Source organism: Candidatus Cardinium hertigii (assembly GCF_050864915.1).
Classification (GTDB): domain Bacteria; phylum Bacteroidota; class Bacteroidia; order Cytophagales; family Amoebophilaceae; genus Cardinium; species Cardinium hertigii_D.
Map to the genome: position 1 here is coordinate 229,272 of NZ_JBOZWY010000001.1, position 21,733 is coordinate 251,004.

The 21,733-nt window shown below is 40.0% G+C and carries 14 protein-coding genes; all 14 read right to left on the reverse strand.

Features of this window, described 5'->3' with window-relative positions; genetic code table 11:
- Positions 1 to 2,589, reverse strand: a complete 2,589-nt coding sequence (gene gyrA / locus ACRRVD_RS00965; RefSeq protein ID WP_432461317.1) for a DNA gyrase subunit A — start codon at positions 2,587 to 2,589, stop codon at positions 1 to 3.
- Positions 2,590 to 2,670: 81 nt separating this feature from the next.
- Positions 2,671 to 4,071 carry an aspartate--tRNA(Asn) ligase gene (aspS, locus tag ACRRVD_RS00970; protein WP_432461318.1) on the reverse strand — a complete coding sequence of 467 codons (1,401 nt, stop codon included), beginning with the start codon at positions 4,069 to 4,071 and terminating at the stop codon, positions 2,671 to 2,673.
- 44 nt (positions 4,072 to 4,115) lie between these two features.
- A complete protein-coding gene (locus tag ACRRVD_RS00975) occupies positions 4,116 to 5,102 on the reverse strand; it encodes an ABC transporter ATP-binding protein (protein ID WP_432461319.1) in 987 nt (328 codons plus the stop codon).
- Positions 5,103 to 5,106: 4 nt separating this feature from the next.
- Positions 5,107 to 6,099: an ABC transporter ATP-binding protein gene (locus ACRRVD_RS00980; protein ID WP_432461320.1), complete on the reverse strand. Its 993-nt coding sequence runs from the start codon at positions 6,097 to 6,099 to the stop codon at positions 5,107 to 5,109.
- A gap of 2 nt (positions 6,100 to 6,101) precedes the next feature.
- Entirely contained in the window at positions 6,102 to 6,962 is an 861-nt protein-coding gene (locus tag ACRRVD_RS00985; protein ID WP_432461321.1) for an ABC transporter permease, read from the reverse strand.
- Positions 6,963 to 6,969: 7 nt separating this feature from the next.
- Positions 6,970 to 7,911: an ABC transporter permease gene (locus ACRRVD_RS00990; protein ID WP_432461322.1), complete on the reverse strand. Its 942-nt coding sequence runs from the start codon at positions 7,909 to 7,911 to the stop codon at positions 6,970 to 6,972.
- Positions 7,912 to 8,056: 145 nt separating this feature from the next.
- Positions 8,057 to 9,799, reverse strand: a complete 1,743-nt coding sequence (locus ACRRVD_RS00995; RefSeq protein ID WP_432461323.1) for an ABC transporter substrate-binding protein — start codon at positions 9,797 to 9,799, stop codon at positions 8,057 to 8,059.
- A 242-nt stretch (positions 9,800 to 10,041) separates the two neighbouring features.
- The gene (lpxA, locus tag ACRRVD_RS01000; protein ID WP_432461324.1) at positions 10,042 to 10,818 is read right to left on the reverse strand and encodes an acyl-ACP--UDP-N-acetylglucosamine O-acyltransferase; all 777 of its coding nucleotides are present in this window, start codon (positions 10,816 to 10,818) and stop codon (positions 10,042 to 10,044) included.
- A complete protein-coding gene (locus ACRRVD_RS01005) occupies positions 10,805 to 12,232 on the reverse strand; it encodes a bifunctional UDP-3-O-[3-hydroxymyristoyl] N-acetylglucosamine deacetylase/3-hydroxyacyl-ACP dehydratase (protein ID WP_432461325.1) in 1,428 nt (475 codons plus the stop codon). The genes lpxA and ACRRVD_RS01005 overlap by 14 nt, the downstream gene beginning before the upstream one ends.
- 59 nt (positions 12,233 to 12,291) lie before the next feature.
- A complete protein-coding gene (gene lpxD / locus ACRRVD_RS01010) occupies positions 12,292 to 13,287 on the reverse strand; it encodes a UDP-3-O-(3-hydroxymyristoyl)glucosamine N-acyltransferase (protein ID WP_432461326.1) in 996 nt (331 codons plus the stop codon).
- A gap of 123 nt (positions 13,288 to 13,410) precedes the next feature.
- Positions 13,411 to 15,327: a threonine--tRNA ligase gene (gene thrS / locus ACRRVD_RS01015; protein WP_432461327.1), complete on the reverse strand. Its 1,917-nt coding sequence runs from the start codon at positions 15,325 to 15,327 to the stop codon at positions 13,411 to 13,413.
- A gap of 478 nt (positions 15,328 to 15,805) precedes the next feature.
- Positions 15,806 to 17,167, reverse strand: coding sequence for an ankyrin repeat domain-containing protein (locus tag ACRRVD_RS01020; RefSeq protein WP_432461328.1), 1,362 nt, complete (start codon positions 17,165 to 17,167; stop codon positions 15,806 to 15,808).
- Between the two features lie 248 nt (positions 17,168 to 17,415).
- Complete coding sequence (locus tag ACRRVD_RS01025) at positions 17,416 to 19,902, reverse strand: bifunctional UDP-N-acetylmuramoyl-tripeptide:D-alanyl-D-alanine ligase/alanine racemase (RefSeq protein WP_432461329.1); 2,487 nt, start codon at positions 19,900 to 19,902, stop codon at positions 17,416 to 17,418.
- 166 nt (positions 19,903 to 20,068) lie between these two features.
- Positions 20,069 to 21,706 carry a chaperonin GroEL gene (gene groL / locus ACRRVD_RS01030; protein WP_432461330.1) on the reverse strand — a complete coding sequence of 546 codons (1,638 nt, stop codon included), beginning with the start codon at positions 21,704 to 21,706 and terminating at the stop codon, positions 20,069 to 20,071.
- Positions 21,707 to 21,733 lie beyond the last annotated feature (27 nt).

Below are 21,733 nucleotides of genomic sequence, written 5' to 3' on the forward strand. Positions count from 1 at the left end.
TTAATCTTCTATTGGATCATTTAAACCCTCAATTTCTTCTCGTAAGACTAAATTTTCTTCTATAACTTGCTCACTCGACGCTGGAGCTATACCCATTTCTGCTACATCGGATGACACTTTATGATCCGGCCCATCTACCTCGTCTAACATATCTATTCTAGCTACAGAAACTACTTTATCCTCTTGTCCCAATCGAATCAACCGAACACCCTGTGTCGCTCTGCCTATAAGGGGTAAGGTACTTACTTGTATCCGAATGGCCAAACCAGCTTGGTTCATAATCATCAATTCATCCTGGTTTTTTACCGCATGAATGGCCACTAGCTTTCCGGTTTTTTCAGTAATTTGCATGGTTTTTACTCCCTTACCGCCTCTTTTGGTAATACGATAATCTAAAAGGGAGGAACGTTTGCCATACCCATTTTCCGAAACTACCAAAACGTCCCAATCTGGTGTTGGAAAACAGGCCATGCCAATTACACGATCCTGTTCATGGGCTAAGGTAATGCCCCTTATGCCGGAAGCTACCCGTCCCATAGGACGTACATCTTGTTCATTAAATTGTGTAGCCCTACCAGAGGCTAAGGCCAATACAATGTGATGGGTACCATTGGTCAGCTGTACATCTAATAGCGAATCGCCTGCTCGAATTAGAATGGCATGAATGCCATTGGCACGTGGGATAGAATAGGCACGAAGGGCTGTTTTTTTAATAATTCCTTGTCTAGTAGACATAACGACATAATGCTGATCCACATAAGTCTGATCTTTCAAATCCCTAACTTGAATGATACTACGGACCTGATCTCCAGGCGCTATATTGATTAAGTTTTGTATGGCTTTGCCTTGTGTAGCTTTCTTAGTTTCTGGTATGGTATAGACCTTTACCCAATAGATTTTACCATATTCGGTAAATATCAGCAAATATTGGTGCGCAGTAGAGATAAATAGATGGGCGGTAACGTCATCTTTTTTAGTAGTAATGCCCTTAGCGCCTACACCCCCTCGACCTTGTAGACGGTAGTCAACCAGTGGTGTGCGTTTAATGTAACCTTGGTTGGAAATCATAATGACCATTTCAGTATCTGGAATCATATCTTCCATCGTAAAGGCATCTGCTTCATATTCCACTACAGTCCTACGCGCATCGCCATAACGCTCTTTCAGTTCCATCAACTCCTCTTTAATCAACTGCATACGAAGCGGTTTATCAGCCAATACAGCCAATAAATGGTCAATCAGTTTCTGTACCTGATGGTATTCCTCTATGATCTTAGCTCGTTCTAAACCTGTAAGCCGCTGCAAACGCATCTCTAGAATGGCTTTGACTTGTAGCGCACTCAAAGGAAAAGCCTCCATCAATGCAGCTTTGGCAATCTCTGCATCTTTTGAACTACGAATCAATGCAATAACCTTATCTAAATGATCCAAAGCGATAAGATAACCCTCTAATAGATGTATTTTTTTCTTTGCATGTTCCAGATCAAAGGTAGTTTTGCGTACCAATACTTCATGTCTATGGTCGACAAAATGAACAATAAGTGCTTTGAGGTTTAAAATTTTAGGCCTACCCTCTACCAATGCCACATTGTTTACACTAAAAGAGCTTTGTAGCTGGGTTTGTTTGTAAAGGTTATTGAGTACGACATGAGCTATTGCATCGCGTTTAAGGTCATAGACAATACGCATCCCCTCTTTGTCGGATTCATCTCGAATATCGGCAATTCCTTCTATTTTTTTTTCGTTAACCAGCTGTGCGGTCCTTTCTATCATAACCGCTTTGTTTACCTGATACGGTATCTCTGTTACAATGATTTGCTCTTTCCCATTAGTGGATACTTCAACGGTAGCTTTCCCACGCAATAGGATACGCCCCCTGCCTGTTTGAAAAGCTTCACACACCCCACTGTAGCCATAAATTATCCCTCCAGTAGGAAAGTCAGGGGCAATCATATATTCCATTAAGTCAGGAATGGTTATATCATGATCCTCAATATAAGCGACAATAGCACTTAATGTCTCTGATAGATTATGAGGTGCCATATTGGTGGCCATACCGACTGCAATACCAGAAGCGCCATTTAAAAGCAAATTGGGAAGTTTAGCGGGTAATACAACGGGTTCTTCTAAAGAGGCGTCAAAGTTAAGCTGAAAATCAACAGTATTTTTGTTTATTTCTTTAATAAGCTCTTCCGAAATGCGTACCAAACGGGCTTCGGTATAACGCATAGCGGCAGGCGCATCTCCATCGATGGATCCAAAGTTACCTTGTCCTTCTATGAGCGGATAACGGAGTGCCCAACTTTGGGCCATACGGGCTAAGGTTTCATAGACGGGTACATCACCATGTGGATGGTACTTACCCAATACTTCCCCCACAATTCTTGCAGACTTCTTATAAGCTTTACTCTGACTGAGGCCAAGCTCATACATACCATACAATACTCGTCTATGGACAGGTTTTAAGCCATCGCGCACATCTGGGAGTGCCCTAGCGACAATCACAGACATAGAATAATCTATGTAGGCATCCCGCATTTCGTCCTCTATATTAATTGGGATAATACGATCGGCTGATGTTGGCTCCATAAATAGGGAATTAAAGTTTATAAATAGTTAAAAATAGAAATGCAACAGCTATGGTTTATCAGATCATAACACATAAGCTATTTAAGGATACAACCGCTTAGGATCACGCGGAAATAAGCTGCTGTAACGTACATCTGGTAACCCTAAAAAACATTTTAACATCCGTTCTAGCCCCATACCAACCCCTGCATGAGGCGGTGCACCATATTTAAATGCATTCAAATAATGCTCTATGGTAGTGACTTCTATGCCCAGCTGCGCAACACGTTCGGATAAAGTAGCATAATCATCTATGCGCTGCGCTCCGGAAAGAATTTCTACACCGCGTAACATAAAATCATAGGCATGGGTATACCGCGCATCATTTGGGTCAACCATGGTATAAAAGGGGCGTACAGCAGATGGATAGCCGGTAATTACATACAAATCTGTATGATACTTTTCTTTTACAATAGCACCTAGCTGCTTTTCATCCTCTGTAGATAAATCGTCGAAATCTCCTCTTTCCTTTCCATGGGCCTTTAGTAAGGCAACGGCATCTGGGAAAGGTATAACGACCAATTCTGATGCAAAAGTTAGTGGGGGGAGATCAAAACAAAATCGTATAATGGCGATTTCTCGATCATATTTTTTACTTAATGTATCAAACAAATCAACCAATAGCTGATATACGAAATGAACTACTTCCATATAGCTTTGATCGATAACCATCTCAAGGTCAACCCCTATAAACTCTGTAAGATGTCTATTGGTATCTGAGTTTTCGGCACGAAAAACAGGACCTACTTCAAATACCCGTTTGAAATCACCTATAACCGCCATTTGCTTATACAACTGAGGACTTTGTGCCAGACAAGCAGGTTTACCAAAATAATCTACCTTAAATACATCTGCTCCCCCCTCAGAAGCTCCTCCTATTAACTTGGGTGTTTTAATTTCTATAAACCCATGGTTTCGTAAATAGGACTGTATGTAAAAAAGCATGCCGTCATTGATTCGAAAAATAGCTTGTGCCAAATCGGTACGCAAATCTAATACGCGATTGTTTAATCGCTTTACATACTGAATAGAGGAGAATTCTTGACTTTCCCTTTTCTTATCTTCCTTAAGCGCTGCTTCTTTGAGTGTAATGGGTAAGTCTAATACAGATTTACTGAGTATGGTATAACCAATTATATTCAACTCAATCGATTGTTGTGAACAAGCGGATACAGGCTGATCCACACAGTAAATTTGACCGATGATCTCAATAAAAGACTCATTTTCAACTTTACGCAATACATTATAGTCTTCTGTAGATAGATGAGCATTAGCGCCTTCTTTATTTTTTAATAGAACGGCCTGCAAGCTATCCATACCATCCCGTAGAATCAAGAATAATATACGCCCACAATCTTTTTTAGAAAAAACTCTTCCTCTCACCCTAACTATTTCTTGATGATTTAAAATGGAAAGATTTTTTAGCGCTGAGAGTTGATACATATATTTGGTTGTCTGATTTTAAACTATAAAATATATTGAGTTATTTAATCTATCTCTGGAAAATGACAAGCTACCTGATGATTTTCCCCGCCTATTTTAGCCAATTCTGGCTGGATATGGCTACATTTTTCTACAGCCTTCCAACAACGTGGATGAAAACAGCAACCTGTAGGCAGGTTCCTTGGGCTAGGAATATCTCCTTGCAAAATAATCCGTTCCTTGCTCTTGGATGGATCCATAGTAGGTATAGCAGAAAAAAGCGCTTTCGTATAGGGATGTGTAGGGCTTTTATAAATTTCTGCTGCTGGGGCAGCTTCTACAATCTTACCTAAATACATTACGGCAACCTGATCGGCTATAAATTCTACAACCCTTAAGTCATGCGAAATAAAGAGATAGGTTAAGCCTAGTTCTTTTTGCAAATCCATTAAAAGATTAATAATCTGAGCTTGCACAGAAACATCTAATGCGGCAATGGCTTCATCACAAACGATAAAGGTAGGTTCAACAGCTAATGCTCTTGCTATGCAAATGCGTTGGCGTTGTCCTCCAGAAAGTTCATGTGGATATTTGTACAAAACAGTACTAGGCAACTGCACATAATCCAATAGTTGATAGATGCGCTTGGTAAATGCTACTTTTCCATTAGCCATATGGTGAATCTGTATAGGTTCCTCTAGGATTTCCTGAATAGCCATTCTAGGATTTAAAGCAGCATAAGGATCTTGAAAAATAATTTGCATTTTTTTCCGCATGCTGCGCATCTGGCGCGCACTACAACAGGTAATATCTACCCCATCAAAAACAATACGTCCACTAGTAGGCTCAAGCAACCGCAAAATGGTTCTACCCAGTGTGGTTTTACCACAACCGGATTCGCCCACTAACCCTAGTGTTTCTCCTTTATATAGGGTAAAACTTACATTATGCAGCGCAGATACTTTACCAATGGTATGGCCCAAGAGACGATGCAGTACTGGAAAGCTCTTACAAAGACGATGCACTTCTAATAAAACTTCTTTATGTTGCATAGCTTTAATCTTTAGCGATAGCTTGTAAGGGATAAAAACAAGCTACAGAATGGCCAGAACTGACTTCTCGAAGCGGTGGTTTACTAGCCCTACATAGCTCTTTTACATAAGGACAACGGTCTTGAAAAGCACAACCTATAGGCAGATCAGATAAAGGGGGGACTACTCCACCAATGGTACGTAGTCTTTCAGAGTGACTACCATCAGCTAAAGGAGGGATAGCATCCAATAACGCCTGTGTATAGGGATGTAATGGGCCATTAAAAATAGTTTTTACAGCGCTTTTTTCTACAATGCTACCACCATACATGACGGCTACCTCATCACATGTTTCAGCTACTATGCCAAGGTCATGGGTAATCAATATAATGCCCATATTTTTTTCTACTTGCAGTCTTTGTATGAGATCCATAATCTGAGCCTGGGTCGTTACATCTAAAGCAGTAGTTGGTTCATCTGCAATTAATACGGCTGGTTTACAAGCCAATGCAATCGCAATCATCACCCGTTGACGCATGCCACCTGATAGCTGATGTGGATAGTCCAACATGCGCTGATGGGGAGCGGGGATGCCCACAAGCGTTAATAAGGCTATACAACTTATTTTTGCCTCTTTTGGTGTAACCTGTTGATGCAACTGAATCGTTTCCATAATCTGTTCACCAATGGTAAAAACGGGGTTGAGTGCCGTCATAGGTTCTTGAAAGATCATCGCAATACGATTGCCACGTATTGCTTCCATCTCCTTGAGTGAAAGCTGTAAAATATCCTTTCCTTCTAGGAAAATACCCTCTGCGGTAATAGTACCAACAGGGGGAATAATAAGCCGCATAAGTGAAAGGGCCATAGCCGATTTACCAGAGCCAGATTCTCCAACAATGGCTAATGAACGACCTGCACAAAGAGCAAAGGAAACATTATTGACCACTGTTGTTCTCTTATTACTGGTGTAATACTGCGTGACTAAATTTTTAACTTCAAGAACTTCTTCCTTCATGGTTATCGACCTTTTAACTTTGGATCTAATAGATCCCGCAATGTATCAGCTAAAATGTTAAAGACAAATACCAGTAAAAACATGGCGATTGTGGCAAAAAAGAGCTCCCACCAAATACCTCTTAATAACCCTGTTTTGGCATCATTAATCATAATGCCCCAACTAGGCTTGTTTTGAATGCCAATACCCAAATAAGAAAGGACCACCTCATGCTTTATAGCAGTTTGAAAAACCAAAGAAAACTGATAAATCATCAAGGGTAGTAGATTGGGCAATAGATGTACAAAAATTTTACGGGCACTACTAGCGCCAATTGCTGAAGCTGCTTGGATGTATTCTCTAGATTTATGACGCATTACTTCAGCACGTATCAAGCGACAAGTTTCGGTCCATTCTGTTACAACCAGTGCAATACAAATGGTCTGCATACCCTTTCCCAGCACTAAGGCAACCACCATCAATAAAATTATAGTAGGAATAGCTGTTACAACCGTATAGAGCCAAACTATAGATGTATCTACTATACCACCAAAATAACCAGCTACTATACCAAAAGCAGCGCCAAGCAAAACAGCGCATAACGCTACTACACATCCAACAGTCATGGCTACTTCTGTACCATGTAAAATCTTAGCCAAGACACTTCTACCCAAGACATCTGTACCAAAATAATGGAGCCCATTAGGTGGTTGATAAGCGTCCCCCACTGCTCTATGCCAATCAGCGCCCAGCCATCCTACTTTAGTAGATACCGCCACGAGCACGTAGCCCAATAAGGTTACAAAACAAAAAAGATTTAATTTTTTACTTATTAAAATTTTTACACTACAACCAAATTGATGAAGCAGATTACGTTTATACATAGCTATACTATAATTTTATACGCGGATCTACTAAAGTATACAGCAGATCCCCTAGTATGTTACAGAAAATACTGAGCAGCGCAGCGATTATAGTAACGGCTTTAATCGTTGGAAAATCACAAAGGCTTACCGCATCTATTACGAGGTTACCTAGTCCTGGTATGCCAAAAAAATTCTCTATCACTACAGATCCAAATAATAAAGATGGAAAATCTTTTACCAAGGTTGTCAGAATAGGCACCATGATATTTTTAAAAACATGTTTAAATAAAACAACTTCTTCTGACAATCCTTTTGCCCGTGCAGTACGTACATAGTCTTGGTAGACCTCATCCAACATAATCGTTCTATAAAAACGATAGTTATAACAAAAATGGAGCAATACCAGAAGAATGGTTGGCAAAATGATATACGGCAGACAGGCGCAAAAACCATTTTTATAACCCATTATTGGAAAAAGCCTTAACTTAGAGGCAAAAAAGACCTGGCCAACTAGAATATACACCAATATAGAAATGCTACTCATGATCATGCAACCGATAACTAGAAGGCGGTCCCAAATGGTTCCTTTATATTGGGTCATCCAAAGGGAAACATATATCAATAAAGCATTTCCTATCAAAAAAGCAGGTAATGTAACGGTTAAGGAAACCAGTCCACCTTGTTGAAATATTTTTAAAATAGGCTGCTTGGTAGCCCAGGAGGAACCAAAATTAAAGGTGAAAGCAGATTGCAACACCTCCCAATACTGAAGATACCAAGGCCTGTCTAAGCCTAGTTGATGGCTGAGTGCAGCCATAGCTTTCGGTGTAGCATATTTACCCAATAAGATAAGCGTAGGATCTTCTACAAGCATGTTAAAGATCACAAAGACTAAAAAAGTAACACCTACCATAACCGAAAGCGCATAGAGCAACCTTCTTAAGAGATATACAAAAAGAAACATCATAAAAATAAGAAGCGATTATTTACACCTCGGGTAAATAATCGCTTCTATCTACCTACACTACATAAATACAGCATTAAAAATAAATATATGAAACTGAAGCGCTATTGTATACCCGAAGGTAGGATATACCTAGATTTAGGTAAGATTACTTGGTAGCTTTAACCTTTTGGGCCATATCTACTGCCATATATGCATCTAGAGATGCACAAAAGTCATTAGAGGGCACATTATTAACCCAGTTGTAATGTAACATTTGAAGAGAAGGATGAACAGCACAAATCATAGGTACTTCCGTTGCTACTACCTTATTTAACTCTACATATAAGCGCTCTCTTTCTGCTTGGTTGACAGTTTTCATAGCGTTATGAAACAACGCATTAAATGTAGTGTTCTCATATTGCAAACCAGCTAATTGCTTATTGACAAGCAGATCAAAAAAAGTAGAAGGATCAGGGTAATCAGCAGACCAAGTCAATGTATGCATCATAGTAGACCCTTTAGTAAACTTATTATATAATTCTGCCCAAATATTAGTTACAACCTGAACTTGTATGCCAATATGGGCCATACATTGGGCAAAAAATTCTGCTTTATCCTTATAACTTGTTTCTGAACGGGTGTCTAATGTAACAACTGGGAATCCTTTCCCACCTGGAAAACCTGCTTTAGCCAAATATTCTTTTGCACGCTCAAGATTATAGCCATATAGATCCTCCAAGCCATTGACATCATCCATTAATATAGGTGGCACTAGAGATTTTGCTACCTGGGCAGTACCTTTGTAAAATTTTTGGTTATAAGTGGCTCTATCAAAAGCCATAGACATAGCCTGTCTTACATAAGGATTTTTAAAGATTTCATGATTATGATTATAGACAAATAACTCAGTTCTAGCACCGCAAACTCGATCCAATACCAGATTTTTTTTGCTCCACTCTGGTAAAAGTTCACCTTTTGGCCCGGTAAGACCTAATATAAAGCCCGCGTCGTTAACCTGCTGGATATCAATCTTCCCATTGCTCATTTTTAACCAACGCGGCTGCTCTTCAACAATAATATCGGTGACGATTTTGTCTACCAAGGGCAACTTTTTACCGGCATAAGCCTCTATCATAGGCCTATACAAAGCATCTCCTTCAGCAGGAAACAATACTTCCCTAAAGGTAGGATTTTTGAGAAAGGTCAATTGCTTGGCTTGTGGATTAAACCCACCCTCTAGCATAAAAGGACCTGTACCCACCGGATGGTTTAAAAATTCAGGGCCATAATGCATCACCGCCTCTTTAGCAACCACAAAAGCAGCCGGCATAGCTAAAAAATTTAAAAAAAGCACCCAAGGTTCGGTGAGGGTAATCTGTAAGGTATAATCATCCAATGCTTTTAACCCTTCTACCTCTTGCGCATAATCTAACTGTTCCTTCCATCCATCCAATCCTTTGATTTTGCCATCTACCAGACCAAGATAAGGGACTGTATTTTTGGGATCTACCATTCTTTTTAAACTAAAAACAAAATCAACTGCTTTGAGTTCCCTACCTTTTCCATTTGGGAAACATGTATCATCTTGAAATACCACACCTTTCTTAATTTTAAAGGTATAGACCAAGCCATCTGAAGAAACGGTAGGCATCCCTTCAGCAAGGTTGGGCACCAACTGAAACGGCCTTCTTAAACAATGATAGGTATATAACCCTTCATATAGCTTACCAACCACCTCAGAAGAACTCCAATCATCAATTCTTACTGGGTCGGTACCATTAATGGCACGGACTGATATATTGTTTAAAGTAGGGGTAGCAAGCAACTGCTTCTCTTTATAGTCTTGATAGTAGATAGTAGCAAATACCCATACAGATATCAATAATAATATTGTTCGTTTACTAATCATAATTTTGTATAATGTTTGTAATTTTAGCCTTTAAAGTTGGGTACGCCAATGCCTAATGATGAAACGGCATCGAAAAGATTGGCAATAAAATTATAGCTTATAAAGCATAAGAAACATATCCATATATATGGGAGGCAATTTAACGTATTTTACAGTAATAAACAACCGATGAACTATTTTTTAGCTTATACTTATAACCAGAAGATTATCAGATTTTTTGCAACAGAAGCTCCTGTTTCGACTCATATTACAGATCCATTGATTTTTTTTACAATGCCTTTGGGACTATTGCGTATAAAAGAGAGCACCATCTCTTTTTCCTTAGAATGGATCACTTGGTTAGCTACCGCTTCTAATGCCAACGGCAACAACAATTTACTATGATAGATCAAACGGTAGATATGGTGTATCGTATCGGATTGTTCTTTTGTAAAACGATGCCGTTGCAATGCGATCAGATTGATGCCAGAATAGCATAAAGGTTCTCGTCCTACTTTAATAAAAGGTGGGACATCCTTACGCACAATACTTTTAGAAGCGACCATGCTATAGGCCCCTACGCGCATAAACTGATGAAGCGCTGCCATACCACCTATTACGGCATGGTGATGGAGTTGGACATGACCTGCCAACTGTGCAGCATTGGTAACGGTTACATGATCTTCAACGATACAATCATGCGCCACATGCACATACGCCATGAGTAATACATGCGCACCTATAATCGTATCACCCAAAGTGCCTCTATTAAGGGTGACAAATTCACGTATAACGGTATGATTCCCCACTTCTACATAGGTTTTTAAGGTGGTTGACTTGCGATCCTGCGCCACGGCACCAATCACTGCACCGGGAAAAATTTGGCAATTCTCCCCTATACGACTTCCAGACATAATGGTCACATGAGGTCCTATATAGGTACCATCACCTATGACTACATCTTCCTGAATCGTTACAAAATTTCCTATGGTTACCGATTTGCCCAGCGTAGCACCGGGATGGATATCAGATTGATTCATGTTGTTTGACCATTTGAGCCAATAAAACTGCCTCGCACGCCAAATTTTCACCTACAAAAATACGTCCTTTTACCTTTGCAACTCCTACAGACTGTTTTTGCGTAGTACTAAATTTTATAGCTGTCAGCAATACACAATGTAATACTAGGGTATCTCCAGGCACCACCATACGACGAAATTTACAGCTATCAATAGCAAGAAAATAGGTTAGATATCGCCCCGGATCTGGTACTTTATGCAACGCCAATATACCACTGGTTTGCGCCAATGCTTCTATCTGAAGAACGCCAGGCATAATAGGAGTACCAGGAAAATGGCCTTGAAAAAAGGGCTCATTAATGGTTACATTTTTAATCCCAATCACATGGTCCTCACCTAATTCCATAATCTTATCTACCAATTGAAAAGGATAACGATGGGGTAGCATTTTACTAATTTGTTCTATATGCAACCGGGGCGTAGCCTGTAGGTCATAAATGGGGGGGGCTTTGACGGATTGTCTGAACAAGTGATTTTTCAAAGCAGCGACAAAACGTATATTGGCGCCATGGCCGGGCTGATGGGCAACGAGTTTCCCTTGCAAAGGCTTACCCAATAAGGCTACATCACCGATAAGATCTAATAATTTATGACGGGCTGGTTCATTGATATAGCGTAAGACAGATAGACTGGAGGGACTAGGGGTTACTAAATTTTCAACTTTTTTATTAAATAAGTGGATGACCTGCTGCAACTGTTCTGTAGGGTCGGTATGATCAGAGAAAATGACCGCTTTGGTAGGATCTCCTCCCTGTAGCAATCCTTTCTGATACAAGGCAACGATTTCATCCAAATAGATAAAAGTGCGGGCAGCGGCTATTGCTTCCTTAAAATGGGCTAAGGTAAAGAGGGTTGCATATTGATGGCCAATGGGCCATCTATTGTAGGAAATGGTTGCATGTAAGCTATAATCTGTATCGGGATAAAGTGTATAATGGCTGCCTGTATCAGAGTCATCATACACAAACTTTTCCTTGATGGTAAAAAACTTTTGTGGTGCTTCTTGTCGTAGCAGCCCTGCTTCTAATAAAAGGTTTACAAAACCTAAGGCACTACCATCTAAATCTGGTACTTCTGGCCCATCTAGTTGCATACAAATATTATCCACTTGCAGCCCTGCTAGCGCGGCTAGCCAATGTTCTATCGTAGCCACTTGTACCTGATCTTTTTCAAGCATGGTACCTCTTTCTGTTGCGACTACATGGGCTACGCAGGCTTCTATAATAGGTTGATTGGGGAGGTCAATCCGTTGAAATTGTATACCGGTATCAATTGGCATAGGGGTTAATATAGCCTTAATTTTTTTACCCGTATGGAGGCCAATGGCTTCAAAGGAAATGATACGTTGAATGGTCTGTTGTAGCCGTTGCATCATAAATATTTTAAAAAATTGTATAGGAAATGCTTGAAAAAAGTATCATCTACATTCCTTTGCTACTTTTTTGATGGTACGAGATTTTTAAACCTGGCATAGCAAGCTAAGAATTTTTTATTTTCAAAAGCAGGTGTACCGGAAAGCGTAATATTTCCTTTTGGAAAAGAGCGGGTAATGCCGGCCCGACCAACTGCTGTAACATGATCACCCAACTGGAGGTGCCCCGCTACACCTGTTTGACCACCCAACTTACCATAATCCCCTACCCTAGTAGATCCAGCAATCCCGACCTGTGCCGCAATAGCGGTATGTTTCCCTATTTGAACATTATGGGCGATTTGCACCAGGTTATCTACCTTAGTGCCTTTTCCTACTATGGTGCGCCCTACAGTAGCGGCATCTACAGTAGTATGGGCACCAACTTCTACGTCATCCTGCAATAAAACATGGCCAACTGAGGGAATACGTTTGGCACTACCATCTGCATGGGTTATAAAACCAAAACCAGGGCTGCCAATGACCGCGCCAGCATGGATGACACATCGACTACCTATTACGGTATAAGGGGCTATTTTGGCACCACTATAGAGTATGGTATCATCGCCAATGGTTACATAATCTCCTACATACACATGTGGATAAACTTTTACCCCTTTGCCTATAACTACATGGTGGCCAATATAGGAAAAAGCGCCTCTGTAGATATTTTCTCCTACTATAACCTTCCTACCTATATAAGAAGGAAATTCTATGCCGCATTTGGGCAGCATTTTTTCTTGGTACACTTCCTCTATGAGCGAACAAAAACAGCTGTAAGGATCTTCCACAGCTATCAAAGCAGCGGCTACGGGGACAACTGGCTTGAAATCTTTGGCAACCAAAACAGCTGTGGCTTTGGTTTGGTAAAAAGCAGTAGTGTATTGTGGACTTGAAAAAAAACTAAGCCCTCCTGGGCTTCCTTCCGCCAATGTACAGAGATGGGTGAGGACCGCATCGACACCACCCATCTGCTTCGCACCAAATCGCTTTACCAATTCTGGTATGGTCCATTGCATGGTTTTACATTTTATGGTATAAAATTTCTAACATTACGCTAAATAGGCCTAAAGCATTCATAATGGCTAAATGCATCACTGATTCGCACAACCATTATTAAAATGCTAAACCCACTGGCTAGCTTATACTACAATTCCCATATTAGCTACTTCTGCACCAATTTGCTGGATAAAATCATTTAAACCCATACTGATTTGGTTGTTTTGTTTTCGAATGGCAACGGTTTCATCTGCCATTTCTTTTTCACCAACGACTAGGATATAAGGAACTTTGCGTAAAGTAGCTTCACGAACTTTTTTTCCAATGGTTTCACTTCGGATATCTAAGGCAGCACGTATTTCCTTTTCCAATAGCTTTTGGTGGACTACTGTAGCATAGCTGGCATATTTATCCGAAAGGGATAAAACTACTACCTGTTCTGGTGCTAGCCAGAGTGGAAATTTGCCCGCTGTATGCTCTATTAAAATGGCTATAAAGCGCTCCAATGAACCAAACGGCGCACGATGGATCATAACAGGGCGATGCTTTTGGCCATCCGCTCCTATATAGGTTAGGTCAAAGCGAATAGGAAGCTGGTAATCCAACTGTACCGTACCCAATTGCCAACTACGCCCCAACGCATCTTTTACCATAAAATCAACTTTGGGTCCATAAAAAGCAGCTTCCCCTAGGATAAGCGTAGTTTGCAAACCCTTTTCTTGGGCAATGGCTTGAATCGCTGCTTCTGCCAGATCCCAATCTTGGACAGCTCCCATATAGGTATTGCTATTGGGATCTCTAAAAGAAAGTTGCGCGGTGTAGTCCTTAAAACCAAATAGACCAAATACGTAGCGTACCAAATCAATTACTTTGGCAAACTCTTCTGGCACTTGGTCTGAACGGCAGAAAATATGGGCATCGTCTTGGGTAAAACAGCGCGTTCGGGTCAATCCATGCAAGGCACCATGTAATTCATAACGATAGACAGTCCCAAATTCTGCCAAACGGATGGGTAACTCTTTATAGGAACGGGGGGTACTGGTATAAATCTCACAATGATGCGGACAGTTCATAGGCTTTAGGAGGTATTCTTCCTCAGCGGTACGAATGGGTTGAAAGCAATCGGTTTGATATTTTTCATAATGGCCAGAGGTTATATAAAGTGCCTTATGGCCAATATGCGGGGTAACAACTGGCTGGTATCCCCGTTTGATTTGCTCTTTTTTAAGAAACTGGACCAGTGTATCACACAATAGTGCTCCCTTAGGCAACCAAAGGGGTAGCCCTAGGCCTACCTTTTCAGAAAAGGTAAAGAGGCCAAGTGCTTTTCCAATTTTTACATGGCTTCTTTTTTGGGCTTCTTCTCGTCTATGTAAAAAATCAGCTAGTTCTTTTTTAGTTGGAAAACTGATACCATAGATACGGGTGAGCTGTTTATTTTTTGTATCCCCGCGCCAATAAGCAGCGGAAACATTTAAAATTTTAACCGCTTTTATCCACCCAGTATGGGGCAAATGGGCGCCCTTACATAAATCAACAAAATCACCTTGCTGATAAAAGGTAATACTCTCCTCTTCCAGTCCTTCTAACAGCTCTAATTTATAAGGATCTTTTTTTTTAGCAAAAAAAGCAATAGCTTCTTGTTTGGAAACGACTCGACGGACAAATGGATCTTTGCGCTGGGCGATTCTAATCATCTCTTTTTCTATGGCTGCTAAATCTAAGGTATGCGCAGGATGAGGGCCTAAATCGACATCATAATAAAAGCCTTCTGCAATAGGAGGACCTATGCCAAAGGTAACAGCTGGATAAGATATGGCCAATGCTGCAGCCAAAAGGTGGGCAGAAGAGTGCCAAAAGAGCTGCTTGCCTGCTTCATCTTCCCATCTAAGGAAATGGAGGGTAGCATCTACCTCAATAGGGCGTGTAAGGTCATAAACAACCGCATTGACCTGAACCGCTAACACATCAACGGCTGCACCAAGTTGCTGGGCAATGGCTAAACCAGTAATCCCTTTGGGAAATGATTTTGTTTGACCATCTATTAAAATATGAATCATTTTATTGTATTAACTGCTGTTATATGGTACAGGATACGATGGCTATGAAAGGTGCACTGAAAAATTTGCACTGAAGAAAGGAACTACTGCTTTTTTTGCTAAAGTAGTAGACCAAAAGTATAGCTTATGTACAAAGTTACGGAAAGAAAAGCGACTTTAGAACTGGGAAAAATAGAAGGTATACGTGTCGTACCTCTCGCTAAAGGGTTTGGTGCGCTATCTGTAAGCAGTGCTTTTTGACCGCAATCTTTTGCAAGCGCTCTTTTACGCTGAAAAAAGGTTATACTAAGTATGACCAAACTACTGCATAAACCAGAGAGATCAATATAAACACAAACACCATAGTAAAACAGGGAACATCATGTCCCCTGTTTTTTGTATAGGTCTTTAAAAGGTTTCCTTAAGATGGAAATCCTGTAGTTAAGACCTTCGCGTGGCCTAAATAGATATTTAGGTGCTAGTGTTATTCTATTAAGAACTACTTGGCCAATAATTTTATGATCTCATAGTTATTGGAAGCAATGGCATAGTCCAAAGCAGCTTTGTCCGATCTATCCCTCATATTCTTGTTTGCCTGTTTATCTATCAACTCCTTAGCAGACTCTATATTATTGTGTATTACTGCATGCATCAAAGCAGTTTTTCCTTCCTTATCTTGCACATCTAGCTTTGCCTTACTGCTTATCAACTCCTTGACAACATCTGCTTTACTTTGTATTACTGCACGCATTAAAAGAGTCTTGCCTTCATTATCTTTTATATCCATATCTGCCTTCCTCTCTATCAATAACTTAACAGCATTTATACCTGTGTTTGCTGCATACACTAATGCTGTCTTTCCTTGACCATCTTGTACATCCAGACTTGCTTTGCTGTCTATCAATAATGTAGCAATATCTAGTATGTTATTTTTTACCGCATGCATTAAAGGAGTCACCCCTTGGTCACTTTGTGCATCCAGAACTGCTCCACTTTTTATTAACAATGTGATAGTATCTCTTATCCTTTTAGGTTCTATCTTTTGTACTTGTATTACTGACGAAATCAAAGGGGTTCTTTGTTCTTTATCTCTTGTCTCGAGATTTGCCTTTTTGTCTATTAATAATTGTAGAATGTCCACATGCCCAAATATTGCTGCATATTTCAAAGCAGTATGTCCTTCGTCATCTTTTATTTCTAAATTTGGATTATAATTAAGCAATGTTTCGACCATATCTTTTTTATCATTAACTACTGCATGAATCAACGCTGTACGGCCTTCTTTATCTTGTTGGTCTATAACATTATTTGAAAAAAGCCCAATTGTAGGCAATGATCCGCTTTTTTCCAACAGTAACTTTACTGCATCTATTCTATTATCTTTTACTGCATACATTAAAGCAGTTCTTCCATAGTTGTCTTTGGCATCCAGATCTGCCTTCTTTTGTATTAAAGATTTAAGATCTTCTAGACAACCATCTGCGACTGCATCCATTAAAGGGGTCATCCCGTATGGACCACGCTTTGCATTCAGCATATCAATACCAATCGAAGCATTCTTACATCCGTATGGATGTGCTTCAGTTGCGTTGAACACCCCTATCGTTGATAGCTCATATGGATTTAATGTTGTAGCCATAGAAGTAGTATGATTCAACCCAGTTGTATTGGATACAGATGGCGCATTTGTAGGAACAGGTGTAGCCATTCCATTAGAAAATAGAGCGGCGCCTAACATGGTTTGCATCGGTTTTTTAAGCTTCTTTGTACCTATTCCTTGCTTTATGCTGGTACAAGAAGACAAAGCATGGACGGTCAGTAATCCAATGCATAGACCTACTCTACTGTTTATTTTTCTCATAGCTATTAATGTTTAAATATGAATGATACTTTATCGTAAACCATTCAACAGCAAGCAGAAGCATTACAATAGAGTAGACTGCCATCTATACCTAATTATGCCCACTGCTTAAGCTTAATAAAGGAAAAAGCCGCAATTATAAAAAACAAATCATACGGAAATATTTCTTTCCTTTTTTGTTGACTGGTAACTATAATCGTAAGAAAAAATAAATACCATTCCAAATGGAATGGACTAGAAAATAGATATTAAGTATAATACACACGTTTTACCCTTTGGCTTATTTGGGTGAGTAATTCATAAGAAATAGTACCCAACCGTTCGGCTACCCTATCTATTGGATGTTCCGCACTAAAAATAATCACTTCATCACCACGTTTTAACGCTAGACCTGTGACGTCTACCATCGCCATATCCATGCATACATTACCTATAATAGGACATTCATGGCCTTGGATGACCACAGTGGCTTTACTGCAGCCAAATGATCTGCTTAAACCATCTGCATAACCTATAGGTATGGTTGCAATCGTCATCGCTTGTGTAGCTATGGCTTTGCGATCATAGCCTATGCTATCGCCTTTTTGAATAGACTTAAGCTGTGAAATGGTGGTTTTAAGCTTGCTGGCTGGTAATAGATGGGGCTGTATGGTTTGATCAACCCCTACACCATGTAAGCCAATGCCTAGTCGTACCATATCAAATTGAAATTGTGGAAAACGTACAATACCATTGGTGTTTAAAAGATGTTTCAAAGGGTTTATGGCCAGCTGTTCTTCTATATATTGCGCCATTTTTATAAATCTTTCTGCCTGCACGAGGGTATATGCATCGTGCAGGTCTGCTTGTGAAGCAGCTAAATGGCTAAAAATACTCACTATATGGAGGGCAGGTATTTGTTTCAACTGCTCTATCAGCTGGTCTAGCTCTGTTGCTGCTATACCCAAACGGTGCATGCCTGTTTCTAATTTAAGGTGAATGGGTATGGATTGGACTGATCTTTCTGCTATAAAACAAGCCAATGCATCTAATAATGGCAAACTGTATATTTCTGGTTCTAAATGATGATCTAAGATGCCATCAAAATGATCATCGGTTGGGTTCATCACCATAATCGGCAAGGTGATGCCTTTTTGGCGCAAACAGATGCCCTCGTCCATATAGGCGACCCCTAGGTATTCCACACCATGGCGCTGTAGTATAGAAGCTAGTTCAAAGTTACTGCTACCACTGCCGTAGCAGGAAGCTTTTACCATAGCCATAATTTTGGTGCCTACGTTTAGTTGTCTTCTAAAGTAAGAAAGATTATGTCTAATCGCATGCATATCGATCTCTAAAATGGTTCCATGGTTGTTTTGTTCTATTGTTTGCACCACCCGTTCCAATCGAAATGTACGTGCTCCCTTTACTAAGATGGTTTCATCTTTAAAGGATGGCTTTTCTGCCAAATAATCTTCTATCCCATTAAAAAACATGGTTTCTGGTATGGAAAAAAGCGTTTTATACTGGCAGATAATGGGGCCAATACCGATCAGTCGATGGATGGTATGTTGGGTCAATAAGGCAGATAGTTCCTGATAAAGTTCGTCATCAGGTGTAGCAGATTGTAGTATATCAGTTAAAATAACGGTTCGTTTCATTGGCTGTTGTTGTTGCATAAAATCTAATGCAATGCTTAAACTGACCATATCATTGGTGTAGGTATCATCTATGATCTGGCAACGATGGATGCCCGCTTTAAGGGTCATACGCATTGGTATAGAGGTAAGCTGCAGCAGTGAACGTTGCAATAGGTGGGGATCAAATCCATTGTCTAGTAGGTAGACCAGACAATGGGTTATATTCTCTATCGAAGCCTTATCCCGAAAGGGAATTACAAAAGTGTTGCTTTGGGTGGTTCTAGTAATTTGTAGGGTGGTTTGGTTGCTTAGCCGTTTGTAACGCACCCTATAATCTGCTTTTTGCTTATGAAAAGACCAATTTACCAGTACTTTTTTCCTACCATATAGCTGCACCATGGCTAGATGAATCAGATGATGGTCTTTACAATAATAAATGGTTGTACAGCTGCTAAACAATTTTATTTTCTCTTCAACTTTTTGAATGATGTTTTGAAAGCCTTGGCTGTGCGCAGGTCCAATGTTGGTAAACAGTCCATGCGTCGGTTGAATCAGTGCGGCTAATTTAGCCATTTCACCTGTTTGCGCAATACCCGCTTCAAAGACACCATATGCATAGCTGGGTTTTAATAGGCTTATTGAAAGTGGTACGCCAACCTGAGAATTGTAACTTTGAGGGTTGCTAACCGTTTTATACTTTCTGGATAAAAATTCATGCATCCATTCTTTTACAATTGTTTTGCCATTGCTACCCGTAACGCCCAATAGAGGTAACTGATATTTTGAACGGTAAAAAATAATAAATTGATGTAAGGCTTCTAAGGTATTGGTTACTTGTAGGATATTAACCGCATTGAATTTTTCTATGATCGCGCAATGGTATGGGTGGATTACAACAAACTGCCGTATGCCTTTTTCATAAGCTGCTGCTATATAATCGTGTCCATCGTGGTTAATGCCTACAATGGCAAAAAAAATAGGAAATGGGGTAGTGGTTTTATTTCTGCTGTCTATGCTTAATTCTGTTATGGGAAAATTAGCTGCTTTAACAACTACTCGGCCAGCGGTAACGACTACTAAATCACTGAAGGAAGCAAGGGTGTGATGAAGATGCATCTTTGACTAAATTGGGTTGTATATGCCAAATGATAGTCCCCTTAGGGAAAAGTAATGTAGCTTATACAGCAGCAAAGTTATTATCTTTCTCTGAATAAGGAATCAAGGTGATCGGTTGGATACCGATCACCTTGATTAGACCAATAGGTGGTAGTCAAACAATAGGTTACATCATGCCACCCATTCCACCACCCATTTGAGGCATAGGAGCAGCTTTTTCATCTTCCGGATTATCTGCTACTACACAAGCTGTTGTCAGTAAAAGAGAAGCAATAGAAGCTGCATTCTCTAGCGCCAATCTAGTTACTTTAGTTGGATCAATAATCCCCGCTTTGTAGAGATCTTCAAACACATCTGTACGCGCATTGTATCCAAAAGAATCGGTACCTTCTTTTACACGTTGGACCACTACAGATGGCTCACCGCCTGCATTGTCTACAATGGTTCGCAAAGGCGACTCCAATGCAAGCCTCAAAATTTTGATACCTGTTTGTTCATCTTCATTTTCTACAGCTAGCTTATCCAATGATCCAGAGGTTGCTGCACGCAACAATGCAACGCCGCCACCTGGTACAATACCTTCTTGTACAGCAGCTCTTGTGGCATGCAACGCATCATCTACACGGTCTTTTTTCTCTTTCATTTCTACTTCTGTAGCTGCACCAATATACAAGATGGCTACACCACCAGATAACTTTGCTAAACGCTCTTGCAGTTTTTCTTTATCATAATCAGAAGTAGCATGTGCTATTTGTGCCTTAATTTGCGCGATTCTGGCTTCGATATCTTTCTTATTTCCGCCACCATGTACAATAACCGTACGATCTTTATCGATATTGATTTTTTCTGCACTACCCAAACAGTCCAAAGTAACACTCCCCAGTTTGCAACCTTTTTCTTCCGCAATTAAGGTACCTCCTGTAAGTACCGCAATATCTTCTAACATTGCCTTTCTTCTATCACCAAAACCAGGTGCCTTTACAGCAGCTACACGTAAAACACCTCGAATTTTATTTACAACAAGGGTAGCCAATGCTTCACCATCTATATCTTCGGCAACGATTACCAACGGTCTTCCACTTTGAGAAACAGCTTCTAAAATAGGCAGCAGATCCTTCATAGTAGAAATCTTCTTATCACAAATCAGGATATAAGGATTGGAAAGCTCTACTTCCATTTTTTCTGTATTGGTTGCAAAATAAGGAGATAGATAGCCGCGATCAAATTCCATTCCCTCTACTACTTTTACTTCTGTTTCTGTACCTTTTGCTTCCTCAACTGTAATCACGCCATCTTTACCTACTTTTTCCATAGCATCTGCAATCATTTTACCGATTTTGGAGTCGCTATTAGCGGAAATAGTGGCTACCTGTTCTATTTCCTTGGAGTCATTAATTTTTTTAGAGATTTCTTGTAACTTTTTAACAACGGCTGTTACACCTTTGTCTATACCACGTTTGATATCCATCGGATTAGCCCCTGCAGCCACATTCTTAATACCATGTGTAAAAATAGATTGGGCCAATAGGGTGGCAGTAGTCGTACCATCTCCAGCGCTATCTGCTGTTTTGGAAGCTACTTCTTTCACCAGTTGTGCACCCATGTTCTCTACAGGATCTTTTAGACTAATTTCTTTTGCGACCGATACACCATCTTTGGTCACACTAGGGGCACCAAATTTTTTATCTAAAATAACATTCCTACCTTTTGGACCTAGGGTAACCTTCACTGCATTGGCCATGGTATCAATGCCTATTTTTAGCTTTTCTCGTGCTTCTGCATCAAAAATTATATTCTTTGCCATTGTATATTAGTTTAATAAGGTTATAAG